Origin of the sequence: Nocardia sp. NPDC050412, assembly GCF_044458825.1 — a bacterium.
Lineage (GTDB): Bacteria > Actinomycetota > Actinomycetes > Mycobacteriales > Mycobacteriaceae > Nocardia.
On the sequence record NZ_JBITIJ010000004.1, the window covers coordinates 376,283 to 389,584 of the forward strand.

The following is a 13,302-nucleotide window of genomic DNA, read 5'->3' on the forward strand; positions in this document are numbered from 1 at the left end:
CGGGACCTAGCCGGCGTTACGGGCGGTGCCGCGGTGAGCGGGCACGCTGGTGGGGTCCTCCGGCCACGCGTGCTTGGGGTAGCGACCGCGCAGGTCGCTGCGGACCTGCGGCCATCCGGTGCGCCAGAACGACGCCAGATCCGCAGTGATCGCGACGGGGCGTTGGGCGGGTGAGAGCAGGTGCAGCACGATCGGGACTCGCCCATCGGCCAGCGACGGTGTCTGCGTCCAGCCGAACACTTCCTGCACCTTGATCGCGAGCACCGGCGGATCGGTCGAGTAATCGAGACGGACGCGACTGCCGGATGGCACTGGCAGGCGTTCCGGCGCGAGTTCGTCCATGCGCGCGGCATCGGGCCACGGCAGCAGGCGACGCAATGCCTGCCCCGCGTCGATGCGTTCGAGGTCGGCGCGGCGGCGTGCGGCGGCGAGTTCGGGGCCGAGCCAGGAGTCGGCATCGGTAAGCAGTGATTCGTCGTCGACCGGCGGCCAGGGCGCACCGAGTGTGCGGTATAGGAAGTCAAGGCGTTGACGGAGGGCAACCGCGTCGGAATCCCAGTGCAGCAGAGCAAGTCCGATCGAGCTCAGCCCGCTTCGTACTGCCGCACTGAGCAGTTGGAGATCTGGATCACGAATTTGTCGCTCCGACAACATGATCGCGCCCAGACGTTCGACCCGGCGGGCAACCACATCACCGTCGATCCAATCCACCTCGTCCGCGAGCTCCAAAAGATTCGATGCCGCACGGCGCGCGAGCTTTTCGTCGGCCACCGCGGCCGACCGGATCTGCCCGTCGGAACGACCCGGATCGCGTGTCGCCACCGCGACCGCCAGCCATTCCGCGTCACCCAATCCGGAACCCGGCGGCAGGGTCACCGCCGTGCCTCCGGCCATCAGATAGCTCGCCGAGCCAGGACTACGTCGCCGTGCCAGCCGCTCCGGATGTGCCAGTGCGATAACGAAAGCCGGATCGTCGTCGCCATCCGTCGCGTCGACCAGCCGGGACAGACGCTCGACCTCCCGCCGCCAGCGCGGTGGCCGCTCACGCCGCAACGCGCGTAGACCGGCCACGAGATCGACGCCGGACACGAGGGTGTCATCGTCGAGGACCGCGACAACTTCCGCCGCCGCCCGGGTGCCGACCTCGGCGGCACCGTCGAGCAGCGCTCGAGCCAATCGGGGATGCAATCCGACTCGTGCCATGTGTCGCCCGCGCTCAGTGACCTCCCCCGCTTCGGTCACGGCTCCCAACGCGCGCAACACATCTCGGCCAGCGGCCAATCCGCCCTGCGGCGGTGCGTCCCACCACGCGAGGCCATGGCCATCGGGTGTTCCCCAACACGCGAGCTCCAATGCGAGACGCGTCAGATCCGCCGTGCGAATCTCCGGCTCCGGATAGGCGGACAGGGTGCCGTTCTCGTACTCCGGCCAGCAGCGCCATACCTTCCCCGGAGCCTCGCGTCCCGCGCGCCCAGCCCGTTGCTCGGCGACCGCAGCCGAAACGCGAACTGTCGCAAGGCCGGACAACCCACGTCCCCGATCGATACGCGGCACGCGAGCCAGCCCCGAATCCACCACGGCGCGTACCCCCGGCACCGTCAAACTCGATTCGGCCACCGCGGTAGACAACACGACGCGTCGCCGAGGGCCCGGCCGCAACGCAATATCCTGCCCGGCAGTGGAAAGCCTGCCGTGCAATGGAACCAGATCCACGTCTGCATCAGCCAAAAGATCCATGGTCCGGCGGATTTCGGCTGCTCCGGGTAGGAAGACCAGCACATCCCCGTCGCCCCCGACCAGCGCCGCACGTGTAGCACGGGCCACCTGCGCTTCGCTGCGCTCCCTCGGCAACGACGGAACGTACGCTGTCTCCACCGGATAGGCCCGCCCCTGGACTTCCACCACCGGCGCATCACCCAGGAGCACCGAAAGACGTCCGGCCGCAACAGTTGCCGATGTAGCGAGCACTCGCAGATCCGGCCGCAATCCGGCCCGCGCATCCAGCAGCAGGACCAAGAGCAGGTCCGCGTCGAGATGCCGCTCATGACATTCGTCGAGGACAACGACATCCGCGCCTGCCATCTCGGGGTCGCCCTGCAACCGCCGCACCAGCAACCCGGACGTGACAACCTCGATCCGGGTCCGGGCACTGACCCGCCGATCTCCCCGGACCGAATACCCGACCGTCTCCCCTACCGACTCACCCAACAGCGCGGCCATCCGTCCGGCCGCGGCTCGCGCCGCCAAACGGCGAGGCTCGGCCACCACCACCCGCCCGAGAGTCTCCAACGCCAGCGGCACCAATGTCGTCTTCCCGGTTCCGGGCGGCGCGACCAATACGGCGGTGCCACGCTCGGTCAATGTCGCGACAATGCGGTCGAGCGCGGCACGCACGGGCAGATCAGGAAGCTCGGGCAGTTTCATTGCCAACCAGTCTGCAGCCCCGCACGAAGGACCTGAACCTCACCCCGTGATGGCAATCTCCGGCACGCGAGCGGCGCCGCGCTGATATCGGCGCAGGACGCCCCCGGTCGAGAACCGGGAATTCTCAACGTGAGCACCTGCGCTAACCAGGACCCGCCGACCAAGTACGCGCCTACAGCGTGTTGTGCCGGGATCACGGCGCCCTCAGCATCCAGACGACCACACATGAGGCCGAGCTGGATCCCCTACCGATGCCCATACCCGACGCTCCGACGGCGTGTTTTGGTCCGATTCTGCTGAAATACCTTGTGCAGCAACACTACCCGCACACCCGGCCCGGGTGGCTACGATGGAGATGTGCGGATAGGAGTAGGGCTCTCCACCGCCCCGGGAGCGTGGCAGGCAGGAGCGGAAGCCGCAGCGCACGCACGCGATCAGATCGCGGGCGAGACGCCGTCGCTTGCTGTGCTGCTGGCATCACGAGCACATACCGACGATGCCGCGGCCGTACTCGCCGCAGTCCACCAGACGGTGCGGGTGCCCGCACTCGTCGGATGTGTGGCACAGGCGATCGTGGCCGGCCGCCGCGAGATCGAGAACGAGCCCGCGGTGGTGGTATGGCTGGCATCCGGATTGCCCGCCGCCGAGACATTCGAGCTCGACTTCGTCCGCACGGCGACCGGAGGGCTACTCGCGGGCTACCGCTTCGACCAGGCCGCACGCGACTTCCATCTGCTGCTACCGGACCCGTTCTCCTTCCCCGCCGACATTCTGCTCGAGCACCTGAACACCGATCTACCCGGCACCACCGTGATGGGCGGGCTGGTGAGCGGCGCGCAGGGGCCGGGCGGCTGCAGGCTTTTCCACGACCGCGATGTGCTGACCTCCGGCGCGGTCGGCGTGCGAATTCCCGGACTGCACGGTGTTCCCATCGTGTCGCAGGGCTGCCGACCGATCGGCTATCCGTATATCATCACCGGCGCGCGTGGCGCGCTGATCACCGAGTTGGGCGGCCGATCGCCGATCCAGCGGTTACGTGAGATCGTCGAGGTGATGCCGCCCGACCAGCAGGAGCTGGTGACGCAGGGCTTGCAGATCGGCATCGTGGTCGACGAGCATCTGGCAGTACCCGGGCAGGGCGATTTCCTGATCCGCGGCCTCCTCGGTGCCGACCCATCGAGCGGCGCGATCGAGATCGGCGAACTCATCGAGGTCGGCACGACCGTGCAGTTCCAGGTCCGCGACGCGGTCGGGGCAGATGAAGATCTGCGTGCTGCCCTCGTCCGAGTGGGTTCGGACCTGCCAGGACGCCCCGCGGGGGCGTTGCTGTTCACCTGCAACGGGCGGGGTCGCCGGATGTTCGGGGTCGCCAACCACGACGCCGCCGCGATCGAGGACCTGCTCGACGGCATACCACTGGCGGGTATCTTCGCGGCGGGCGAGATCGGCCCCATCGCCGGCCGAAATGCCTTGCACGGATTCACTGCATCGATGGCGGTCTTCGTCGAATGAGCGTCGACCTGCGGGTCTACGCCGAGCTGAACGATTTCCTACGGCCCGACGAGCGGTACACAGTACTGCGTCGACCTTTCCGTCCGCATCAGACCGTGAAGGACGTCATCGAGGCGGCCGGCATCCCGCACACCGAGGTCGACCTGGTGCTGGTCAACGGGCAACCGGTGACCTTTGCCCAGCACCCACGCAACGACGATCGGATCACCGCCTATCCCGTATTCGAGACTCTCGACATCGGCCGGGTCACCAGGGTGCGCCCACACCCACTGCGCGAGCCGCGCTTCATCGCCGATGTCAATCTCGGCGGCCTCGCCAAGCTGATGCGGCTGATCGGCCTGGACGTGCACTGTCGGTGGGACGTAGACGATGCCGCACTCGCCGAGCTGTCGGCGGCCGAGCACCGTATCCTGCTCACCCGCGACCGTGGACTGCTGAAGCGGCGCAATGTAACTCACGGCGTATACATCCGGTCGGACCAGCCGATCGATCAGATCGTCGAGCTGATCCGACGGTTGGACCTCGTCGAGCGCTTAGCGCCGTTCACCCGCTGCCTGCGCTGCGGTGGCACCATCGTCGCGGTCGCCAAAGCCGAGGTCGAAGATCGGCTGCAGCCGCTCACCCGCCGCCATTACGACACGTTTCGCCAGTGCCGCGGCTGCGGGCGGATCTACTGGCAGGGCTCGCACCAGATCCGGCTCAACGCCACGGTGGACGCGATCCGCACCAGCCTGCAGTCCTGACCCCACCTCGACCCGACGCGAGCACGGCCCCGAATAGCCCGGATACCTGGCCGGTTCTCACGACGCGCGGGCGTTGTCCCTGTTACGCGGCAAGCGCGAGCTCGACTACTGACTACCCGCCGTCACCCGCCGTGTCAGGAGGCCAGGTCGGCCTCGGGAGCGAGCTCGGATCGGCGGAAGGAGCGCTCACCGGCCGGCTGGCAAAGAACGCACGGAAATGCTGATGAGCGAACGTCTCTAGGGCTGCCCGAGCTCGTCGTCCCGCTTTTCGAGCGTTTCCACCAGAGCCGAGGCGATGAGGGCCACGGCTCGATCATCGTCGTGGGCTAGTTGCTGCAGGGTTTCCAGCGCGATCGTTCCCGGCATCTCGGCGAGAGCCTGGGTCAGCCGTATCCGCACCGCCGAGTCCGCTGTGTGGGCGGTGAACTCGTCGACCAGCGCTCTCATGATCCGGCCTGCCCACTCCGCGTCCCGCGCCAACGTTCCCAAGAGCTCGGCCGCCTCGACGTCGCTCGGACCCTCGACCACCGTGCCGACAAGTTCCGGCACGGCCCGGGTCACGCCCCGCGCACCCAATGCGAGAGCAGCATGTCTACGGACCGTCGCGTCCGCGTCCCCGAGCGCGTCCGTGAGCACTGCGGTCGCCTCACCGCCCGGTAGCTCGGCGAGCGCCAGGACCGCGCGCCGCCGGACGTCCACATCCTCCGAGACCATGCCGGTTGCCACGCTCGCCACACCGTCACCGCCGGCCCGTGTGAGGGCCCACCGCAGGGCCCCGGCAACGTTCGGATCCGATTCGGTGAGAACCGCCTCGGCCAGCAGCTCGGCGGGCACCGACACATCCTCGGCCGAGGCCAGGACGGCTTGCTGCCGCCGGGTGGCACTTTGCGAACCGAGTCCGTGCAGGAGCTCGACGAGGCGCAAGACGTCCTGCCAGTCGGAGGGCTCGGCTGCATCGACCGTACGCAGCCGCTCGAGGAGTTCTCGCTCCCGGTTCAGTCGTTCTTCGGCTGTTCGGATGAGGTCGCCGACCAGTCCGGACGGAGTGAATCCGGGACCGTCGAGCGCGCGTCCGATCTGGCTCAGTGACAGTCCCAGGGACCGCAGCCCCTCCACATGGAAGATGCGCCGGAGGTCTTCGAGAGAGTATTCCCGGTAGCCACCGACGGTGCGCCCGGTCGGCCGTACCAGCCCGAGGGAGTCGTAGTGCCTGAGCATCCGGGCGCTCACTCCCGAGCGGCGCGCCACCTCGCCGATCAGCACGCAGTTGTCTCCTCCCGTTCTGGACCGAGCGCGACCACCCGTCTCGCCTCACCGACGGCGAGATCGAATCCGGCATCCGGGTCACGCAGAAGCCGCTCCGTAGCGCTCGCGTGCGCACGCACCGTCGGGTCGTGACATGCCATCGCCTTCCGGAGGACCGGCTCGACCGCGTCGCCGAGTGCGACGAGGGCACGGCTCAGACTCAGTCGTACCTCCCGGTCACCGCGGCCGAATTGCGTGGCCAGCTCCGCGGCCAGCGCTTGCTTCTCCTCGTCGGGCACGAGAACGACAGCAGCGCGCCACGCACTCCGCGCGACCTCGTCGTCGGCGTCGTGCAGCAATGACCGCGTGATCGCAGGCCATGTGTCCCTGTCCCCGATCTTGGACAGCGTGTGCAGCGCTTGGCTGCGGGCTTGTGCGCGTTCGGAACGGAGTTCCGCGCGGAGTTTCGGAACCGTGATCTCCGACGGGAGACGGGTCAGCGCCCACGTGAGCATGTCGCGCACAAAGAAGTCCGGCTCGATCGCGCACCGTCCTACCAGCGCGTCTACGAAACCGGGCTCGGGATGCGTGCCGATCGCCAGAGCCGCCTCGAGTCGCGTCGACGAGTTCCCAGCCGCCAATGCGTCGAGCAGTCGCATGTCCTGTGGATTCGTGTGTGTCGAATTAATGGGTACCACCTCCGACAGCCAGTGAAGGCCTTCACACAGTGACAATGTCAAGCGCACGGGCGACACCACCATCGCGCTGGTGGCCGACCCGTCGACTGCACTCGTCTGGCGCTCGATCCCCTGGCCGGTGAAGCGGACGTGGGCGGCTGGTGCGTTGGCAGCGGGGCGTCTCGGGGTTGCGTTATCGTCGGCTCCCTAAGGGATATGCCCGCAGGGGCAGTCTGCCCCGGCGTTCAATGCTGACCTGAAGTGCGGTATCAGGGAGGAATTATGGACATTACCGAGTTGATCCTGGATGACCACCATGAGCAGCGGCGGCTGTTCGCAATCCTGGAACAGATTGATCGTGCGGAGACCGGGGTGCTTTCCGCGATCTGGGACAGGCTGGCCGCCTTCCTCGAGCTGCACGCGCAGGCGGAGGAGGAGATCTTCTACCCCGCGCTGCTGCAGGCGGGCATCACGGCCCGGCGCGCGGGCGGGGTGGAGGACGAGACACTCGACGCCATCCACGACCACAACCAGATCAGGGACGCGATCGCCGAAGTGGCGCGTCATCAGGTCGGCACCGATGGCTGGTATGCGGCCGTCGCGGCAGCGAACTCGGCCAACAGCGATCACATGGCCGAGGAAGAACGCGAGGGCCTCACCGACTTTCGCCGCTTGGCCGGGCTGGCGCGCCGCCATCAGCTGGCCGTCGCGTTCGCCGCTTACGAGGCGCGCAACTACGCCGGCGTCCAGCCCGTGGACAAGGATCCCGTCAGCTACGTCCGCGAGGCAGAGAAGAAGCTGCGGACCGCTGCGAGCGGATCGCTGAGTGTCGGCACCCTGAAGCGGAACTGACCGGCAGACCGGCCGCGGCAGTCAGCACGCAACATCCCCTCGTGCCGCATTCCGCGCCGACCGAACCGGCGAGCGCGGGACGTCCGAAGCGCAACGCGCCGAGGCCATCTCGGGCTGCAGAGCCCTACTGTCTCACCGAAGGCCGAGCGCTGCCGAACATCCTGCCCAAGGGCCCCAGCCCTGAACGGCGAGCACTCGCTCGGCGACGGCGATCTGCTGCTCACGGGTGGCCTTATCGGCAGTCTGCCCATACGCGGCACCGCCATATGCAGCCCATGTGCCCGGCGCGAACTGCAGGCCGCCCTGAAACCCGTTGCCAGTGTTGATACTCCAATTACCGCCGGACTCACACGCGGCGAGGCTGTCCCATTCCTGATCGGTAGCGGCGGAAGCTTGGCCAACATATGCCATGCCGGCCCCGCCGATGATCGCGCTGGTAGCGACGATCTTCTTGAGTGGGGTGCCCAGAACGCTCATATCACAGTTCCTTTCGAGTCAGCAAACCTATACAGGCGCCCAAGCATGAAAGGTGATCACTGGATCTTTGGAGCCGTTCGAGTCTGTGCTGGTCGCGGAGAGCTCAAGTGACAGTTCTCGATATCGTGTCCACATCGAAATAAAAACCTGTGTCGCGCGCGAACCTATTGGCAGCCGTTGGTGGATCGAAAAGCTGCGGCGACCGAACAGATGAATGACGGTGCGCACGCTCGGTAATGCCGATTACAGGCCATGAATGGTGGCGTTTGATCACATGAGGCTGCATGAATCCATGCCAATGGCTGCCTTGTTCACGTTTCCAGAGTTCCGCCCGCCCGGTATCGCTGAAGCGCTGCATGTGGTCGATCGACTGCCGAGAACCCTTCTACCAGCTGAAGTATCGAACCCGACGCCGCAGCTCCGGATGTATACCAGCCCAGAAACCGGCTCGCCCCGCTAATGCGATGTCGGAAACCCGCATAGGCCATGAAATCCCTGCAATGGCAAGTGGTTGAACAACAAGTTCAGGAATTACCGGACACCCACAGCAGGCCATGAAATCCGTTCAGCCGCAATAGGTTGGACAAAAAGTCGGAAACTGAAAGGGGTGTGACGATTGCCTACGGTCCAACGGTCAATTCTCACCGACCGCATTCGAAGGTGTTCATTACCACGTCCGCCAACGCTGTTGATCTGGCTGGACAACACCGTCCTGAGTACTAACTTCGAGACACTCGCAGACCCGGTACGTGGACTGGACGCCGGCCCGGCCGAACTTCAGTGGGCCACAGGCTCTTACACGCTGGCCTTCGCCAGCTTGATCTTCACCGCAGGCGCATTGGGTGATCGCTTCGGTCACCGCACAGTGCTCGTAACGGGATTGGTGTTCTTCGCCGGGTCCTAGATATGGGCGGCGTACGCACGCGCAACGTACATTCGGTGGCGGCAACGCGGCGCTCGGATTGCTTGGGCTGGTACAGGAGCCGGACTACGGTCGAGGAGGCAGCCGCTCTATATCTAGCGCCATGATCGCTGTCCTCAGCGTTGGAGCATTCCAGCGGTTCAGCCGACTGTCCAGGACCGCAGTTTCTCCGGATTCCGAATCGCCCAGATGCGAGTGATCCGGCCGTCGACGATGTCGAAGGCGTAGACCGACACGATGGTGTCGGCGAGCTGCGCCACCAGCCCGGGTTGGCCGTTTACCGTGCGCTCGAGCAGCATTACCTCGGGGCCTCGGGCGGCGATTTCGATCCAGGCGCGCGCAATCTGCTCGCCGCCGATGATCGGATGGCGGAAGGCCGGGGCCAGGCCACCGCTGTCGGCGGTCGCGGTCGCGGTCGGATCGAGCAAACCGATCAGGGCCTCGATATCACTCGTCTCCCAGGCCCGTTTGAAGTCCCTGACCACCTCGGAGCGCTGGGGGCTCGCCGAGCCCCGCGAGGTGTCGATGCGGCGGCGGGCGCTGGAGGCGAGCTGGCGGCAGGCCGCGGGAGTGCGCCCAACGACATCGGCGACCTCGGCGAAGGAGTAGCGAAAGACATCGTGCAGGACGAACGCCACCCGCTCGGCCGGTGTCATGGAATCGAGCACGACGAGGAAGGCCATACTGATCGACTCGTCGAGGGTGACGCGGTCGGCCGGATCGGCGGGGGCGGGACCACCGAACCATTCCGAATGGCCGGGAATCGGCTCCGGAATCCATTCGCCCACATACCGTTCCCGCCTGGCTCGCGCCGAGCCGAGCAGATCGAGACAGATCCGGCCGGCGACAGTCGTCAACCAAGCACCGGGCACCGCCACATCGCGGCGCTGCCGCTCCGACAGCGCGTACCAGCGCACATAGGTCTCCTGCACCACATCCTCGGCCTCAGCGAGCGAGCCGAGCAGCCGATAGGCGAGATTGATCAGCTGACGGCGTTCACTGATCACCGAGCTCAGTTGCGGATCGGTCATGGTGTTCGGCTCCTTCGGTCGATGCGTCCCTCACCGAAATCGACGAATCAGCGACCCGATTTGTCAGGCGACCTGACATTCCGGACGGCTGTGTCGTCGGAAGGCCGTGACACTTTCAGCAAAGCAGGAGTTCCGGAAATGACCAAAATCGGCATCATCCTCGGCAGTACCCGACCCAACCGCAACGGCCCGCAGGTCGCCCAGTGGGTTCTGGACACGGCATCGCAGCGCGGCGACGCCGAGTTCGAACTCATCGACCTGCGCGACCACCCGCTACCGCATCTGGACGAGCCCGTGGCGCCCATGTTCGGCCCGTCGGTCCACGAACACACCCGCGCCTGGGCCGAGCGGATCGCCCCGTTCGACGGCTTCGTGATGGTGACCCCGGAGTACAACGGCGGGGTTCCCGGGGTGCTGAAAAACGCCATCGACCACCTGTGCGGGGAATGGACCGACAAGGCCGTCGGATTCGTCTCCTACGGGGTGAGCGGCGGCGCCCGCGCGGTGGCGCAGCTGCGGGTGGTCTGCAGCACGCTGGGCATGGCCGATGTGAGCCGTCCGGTGGAGATCTCGGTGCTCACCGATTTCGAGAACTACACCACCTTCACACCGCGCGAGCGCCACACCACAGCGCTGAACACCTTGCTGGATCAGCTCATCGCCTGGAGCACCGCCCTGGCGCCGCTACGGCGGCCCGCCACCGATACCCCGCACATCAACTCCGAAGGTAGGGCCAATCATGACGACGCCGAACGACTTTCAGTCACACGCTGACCGAATCGAAACGCAACGCGAGTTGGATGAAGCCGAGATTCGCCGGCAAATCGACAAGGTAGTCGAAGGACTGCGAGCCAAGGACCTCGAGGCACTGAAGCAGGTGTACACAACCGACGTCGTGTCCTTCGATGTCGAGCCGCCACTCCAGCATGTCGGGATAACGGCGAAACTCGAGAACTGGGCGAAAGTGTTCCTGTTCTTCGAGAATGTGACCTATGAGGTTCGCGACCTGACGTTCACCGTAGGCGACGAGGTGGCATTCGGGCACGCCTTCGTGCGCCTCAGCGGCACATTGAAAAACGGGACGGCGACGAGCGGTATGTGGGTCAGGGTCACCTACGGTCTGCGGAAAATCGACGACACGTGGTTGATCGCGCACGATCAGGTCTCGGTGCCGCTCGACATCCCGAGCGGGAAAGGAGTGGTCGACCTCGAGCCGGTGACGAAAATCTAGGGCCGTCTCCAACGGTTTTGACGAAAGCCCCCGCTGAACGGGGGCTTTCGTGCGGCATAGACCAAGCGCCGCGGACTCAATCGCGGCGGCGGCAGGAATATCCGTACTCGCGAGTCCCCGATGTATCGCCTCATCGACGGGTGGTGGGGTTGACCGTCGCTTCGATCTTGCGGACGAGGCCGTCTTCGACGGTGAGTACGAGCAGTGCGAAGAAGCGGTGATCGATGAAGGCGAGGATGGCCGGCTGGTCGAGTACCGAATGGGACACGAGGACTGCCCGGTTGGTGTAGTAGGTCAGTAGATTCTGGCCGACCTCGGTCCGTCCGTGGGAGATCTGGGGACCGATCGAGCCGCCGAGGAATGTGGCGATGCCCCACGCCTCGGGGTGCAGAACGGTGAGCAACGTGGTGAGGTCGCCGTTCGCGCACGCATCGATGAATTTCGCTGTGACTGTTCGGTATTCGGGGGCGAGCGCGGCGGTGTCGGGCCGGGTGCCGGCTAGTTTGAGCCGCGCGCGACGAGCCAGTTGGCGGCAGGTTCCGATCGGTTGCCCGAGCGTCTCGGCGATGGTGTCGAACGGCATGGCGAAGACATCGTGCAGGACGAATGCGACCCGCTCGGCGGGGCGTAACCGCTGCAGCACCACCAGCAGTGCAAATTGGACGTCCTCGTCGAGAGTGATCCGATCGGCCGGATCGGCCGCGGCGGCTCGGTAAGGCGAGTCGAGTGCTTCCATCCGCATCGGGTCGCCTGGCCATTCATGGCGGACTCGCGCCGACCGCAGCATGTCCAGGCATATCCTGCTGGTGACGACGGTGAGCCATCCGCGCACGTCCGCCAGCACGCCGATATCAATGTTACCGAGCCGCGTGAAGGCTTCCTGCACAACGTCTTCCGCGTCACCGATGTCGCCCAGCATCCGGAACGCCAGATCGACCAGGTACGCCCGATTGCCCTGCCAGGCCTGATCGAACGCGGTGCCACGGTCGTGCGGGGTCATTTCCATACCTCGAGGACGAAATGACCTCGATAAAAGTTACGCGCAGGCGCCCTGGAGCTGTTGTAACTTTCCCGATCGCCGCCTCGTCCTATTGCTCGCGTACACGGATCCGCATCAGCGGATCCGATTCGGGAACCAGGAGAGGCAATGACACTCATCACGACACACCGTCCACACGCGTTCACTCGGCTGCTGGCCGCGATGGCGGCAGCCGTCGGTACGGCTTTGGCCCTCTCGCCGGGGGCAGCGACCGCGGATGCGGACAACCACGATGTCGATCAGTATCTCGGCACCTGGAATTACGATCAGCCCGACTTCTCCAGCGGAACCAACATAGCGGTGATGCAGCTGCCGGCCTCGGAATACAAGATCCCACAGATCGGAACGGTCGTCTTCGAACGAGAGCCCGGCGGTGTGGTCGGTCGTAGCGATCAGGGTTGCACCTGGCACTTCGCGCTCGGGTCCGACGGTCTCGACCTGACCTCCAAGGACCAGTACTGCTTCAACAAGGTGATCGGCTCCGGCTACAACGTCGACACCTGGCACGTCACCGTCCGCGGCAGCCGGGAAAGGGAAACTGTCCATGCGACAAGCGATTTCAATGGCGGCCAGTATCCGTTCGTACTCGACAACGCCAGTCGTACCAGAGCCGGAATCGAGAAGCCCCACGAAACACTCGAACACTTCATCGGCACGTGGATCTTCGACCCGGCCGATCCTGCGCGGGGGATCAATCTCCTGAACCCGCAGCGAGTCCCGAAAACGGGATCGGTGACCTTCACTCCCGGTGATCGCGGCCAGGTCAAGGCCCGAACCGACGACGGATGTGTGTGGACGTTGGCAGCCGACGGCAACACCGCCGAACTCGCTTCCATGCCCCAGCGGTGTGGCTCCCAGACAGTGAATTTCTGGTCGATCGCCAGCGACGGCCATCATGAATTCGCCGTCGTGAACGGCATCGACGCGCAAGGGACCGGCTACCTGCTGAGCATCGGATCGCTCACCAAGACCTCCTGAGGCCACCACTGCCCGCCTCTGGGGGCTCGACAGGTTCTATGCCAGAGGCGGGCAGGCGCGTCCGCCTCCCGCCACTTTCACCATATCGCGTACCCCGGGGCTTGCGGCAAGACCCTGGTGATGCTGCAGACTCGTCCGCTGCGAGCAGGCGCACGCCTTGCCCGGAGGAGG

Annotated in this window: 12 protein-coding genes and 1 pseudogene; 7 read left to right on the plus strand and 6 right to left on the minus strand. The window is 65.8% G+C overall.

The window, feature by feature from the left end; all coding sequences use genetic code 11:
- Positions 1 to 6: 6 nt before the first annotated feature.
- Positions 7 to 2,424 (minus strand): ATP-dependent helicase HrpB, encoded by a 2,418-nt coding sequence (gene hrpB, locus ACIBI6_RS13205; RefSeq protein ID WP_396956233.1) that lies wholly within the window; start codon positions 2,422 to 2,424, stop codon positions 7 to 9.
- A gap of 357 nt (positions 2,425 to 2,781) precedes the next feature.
- On the opposite strand from hrpB, the gene ACIBI6_RS13210 reads away from it, so the two are divergent.
- Together ACIBI6_RS13210 and ACIBI6_RS13215 are read left to right on the plus strand one after the other, a co-directional pair.
- The gene (locus ACIBI6_RS13210) at positions 2,782 to 3,936 is read left to right on the plus strand and encodes an FIST N-terminal domain-containing protein (protein WP_396956234.1); all 1,155 of its coding nucleotides are present in this window, start codon (positions 2,782 to 2,784) and stop codon (positions 3,934 to 3,936) included.
- On the plus strand, positions 3,933 to 4,679 hold the full coding sequence (locus tag ACIBI6_RS13215) for a Mut7-C RNAse domain-containing protein (protein WP_396956236.1): 747 nt from the start codon (positions 3,933 to 3,935) through the stop codon (positions 4,677 to 4,679). Before ACIBI6_RS13210 ends, ACIBI6_RS13215 begins: the two co-directional genes overlap by 4 nt.
- A gap of 237 nt (positions 4,680 to 4,916) precedes the next feature.
- Here the strand turns inward: ACIBI6_RS13215 and ACIBI6_RS13220 are convergent, their stop codons facing one another.
- Both ACIBI6_RS13220 and ACIBI6_RS13225 read right to left on the minus strand, forming a co-directional pair.
- The gene (locus ACIBI6_RS13220) at positions 4,917 to 5,942 is read right to left on the minus strand and encodes a MerR family transcriptional regulator (protein ID WP_364341957.1); all 1,026 of its coding nucleotides are present in this window, start codon (positions 5,940 to 5,942) and stop codon (positions 4,917 to 4,919) included.
- Positions 5,936 to 6,583, minus strand: a complete 648-nt coding sequence (locus tag ACIBI6_RS13225) for a HEAT repeat domain-containing protein (protein ID WP_396956238.1) — start codon at positions 6,581 to 6,583, stop codon at positions 5,936 to 5,938. The genes ACIBI6_RS13220 and ACIBI6_RS13225 overlap by 7 nt, the downstream gene beginning before the upstream one ends.
- Positions 6,584 to 6,883: 300 nt before the next feature.
- Between ACIBI6_RS13225 and ACIBI6_RS13230 the strand changes: the two genes are divergently transcribed.
- Complete coding sequence (locus ACIBI6_RS13230; protein ID WP_364341961.1) at positions 6,884 to 7,453, plus strand: hemerythrin domain-containing protein; 570 nt, start codon at positions 6,884 to 6,886, stop codon at positions 7,451 to 7,453.
- A 138-nt stretch (positions 7,454 to 7,591) separates the two neighbouring features.
- On the opposite strand, the pseudogene ACIBI6_RS13235 reads toward ACIBI6_RS13230, so the two are convergent.
- Positions 7,592 to 7,930 (minus strand): annotated as a pseudogene (locus tag ACIBI6_RS13235) (transglycosylase family protein); the annotation flags it as partial.
- 688 nt (positions 7,931 to 8,618) lie between these two features.
- On the opposite strand from ACIBI6_RS13235, the gene ACIBI6_RS13240 reads away from it, so the two are divergent.
- Entirely contained in the window at positions 8,619 to 8,834 is a 216-nt protein-coding gene (locus ACIBI6_RS13240) for an MFS transporter (RefSeq protein ID WP_364341963.1), read from the plus strand.
- Between the two features lie 158 nt (positions 8,835 to 8,992).
- Here ACIBI6_RS13240 and sigJ read toward each other — a convergent pair whose 3' ends face one another.
- Positions 8,993 to 9,883, minus strand: coding sequence for an RNA polymerase sigma factor SigJ (gene sigJ / locus ACIBI6_RS13245; RefSeq protein ID WP_364341965.1), 891 nt, complete (start codon positions 9,881 to 9,883; stop codon positions 8,993 to 8,995).
- Positions 9,884 to 10,021: 138 nt separating this feature from the next.
- Between sigJ and ACIBI6_RS13250 the strand changes: the two genes are divergently transcribed.
- Together ACIBI6_RS13250 and ACIBI6_RS13255 are read left to right on the plus strand one after the other, a co-directional pair.
- Positions 10,022 to 10,657: an NAD(P)H-dependent oxidoreductase gene (locus ACIBI6_RS13250; RefSeq protein ID WP_364341967.1), complete on the plus strand. Its 636-nt coding sequence runs from the start codon at positions 10,022 to 10,024 to the stop codon at positions 10,655 to 10,657.
- Positions 10,623 to 11,114 (plus strand): YybH family protein, encoded by a 492-nt coding sequence (locus ACIBI6_RS13255; RefSeq protein ID WP_396956241.1) that lies wholly within the window; start codon positions 10,623 to 10,625, stop codon positions 11,112 to 11,114. The genes ACIBI6_RS13250 and ACIBI6_RS13255 overlap by 35 nt, the downstream gene beginning before the upstream one ends.
- A 130-nt stretch (positions 11,115 to 11,244) precedes the next feature.
- Here ACIBI6_RS13255 and sigI read toward each other — a convergent pair whose 3' ends face one another.
- The gene (sigI, locus tag ACIBI6_RS13260) at positions 11,245 to 12,114 is read right to left on the minus strand and encodes an RNA polymerase sigma factor SigI (RefSeq protein ID WP_364341970.1); all 870 of its coding nucleotides are present in this window, start codon (positions 12,112 to 12,114) and stop codon (positions 11,245 to 11,247) included.
- A 147-nt stretch (positions 12,115 to 12,261) separates the two neighbouring features.
- On the opposite strand from sigI, the gene ACIBI6_RS13265 reads away from it, so the two are divergent.
- The gene (locus ACIBI6_RS13265; protein ID WP_396956243.1) at positions 12,262 to 13,131 is read left to right on the plus strand and encodes a hypothetical protein; all 870 of its coding nucleotides are present in this window, start codon (positions 12,262 to 12,264) and stop codon (positions 13,129 to 13,131) included.
- The last annotated feature ends 171 nt before the right edge of the window (positions 13,132 to 13,302 follow it).

What these genes read in the sequence shown, in the direction of transcription:
- hrpB (WP_396956233.1), bottom strand. Translation starts at nt 2,424, where the DNA reads ATGAAACTGCCCGAGCTTCCTGATCTGCCCGTGCGTGCCGCGCTCGAC.
- ACIBI6_RS13215 (WP_396956236.1), top strand. Translation starts at nt 3,933, where the DNA reads ATGAGCGTCGACCTGCGGGTCTACGCCGAGCTGAACGATTTCCTACGG.
- ACIBI6_RS13225 (WP_396956238.1), bottom strand. Translation starts at nt 6,583, where the DNA reads ATGCGACTGCTCGACGCATTGGCGGCTGGGAACTCGTCGACGCGACTC.
- ACIBI6_RS13230 (WP_364341961.1), top strand. Translation starts at nt 6,884, where the DNA reads ATGGACATTACCGAGTTGATCCTGGATGACCACCATGAGCAGCGGCGG.
- sigJ (WP_364341965.1), bottom strand. Translation starts at nt 9,883, where the DNA reads ATGACCGATCCGCAACTGAGCTCGGTGATCAGTGAACGCCGTCAGCTG.
- ACIBI6_RS13250 (WP_364341967.1), top strand. Translation starts at nt 10,022, where the DNA reads ATGACCAAAATCGGCATCATCCTCGGCAGTACCCGACCCAACCGCAAC.
- ACIBI6_RS13255 (WP_396956241.1), top strand. Translation starts at nt 10,623, where the DNA reads ATGACGACGCCGAACGACTTTCAGTCACACGCTGACCGAATCGAAACG.
- sigI (WP_364341970.1), bottom strand. Translation starts at nt 12,114, where the DNA reads ATGACCCCGCACGACCGTGGCACCGCGTTCGATCAGGCCTGGCAGGGC.
- ACIBI6_RS13265 (WP_396956243.1), top strand. Translation starts at nt 12,262, where the DNA reads ATGACACTCATCACGACACACCGTCCACACGCGTTCACTCGGCTGCTG.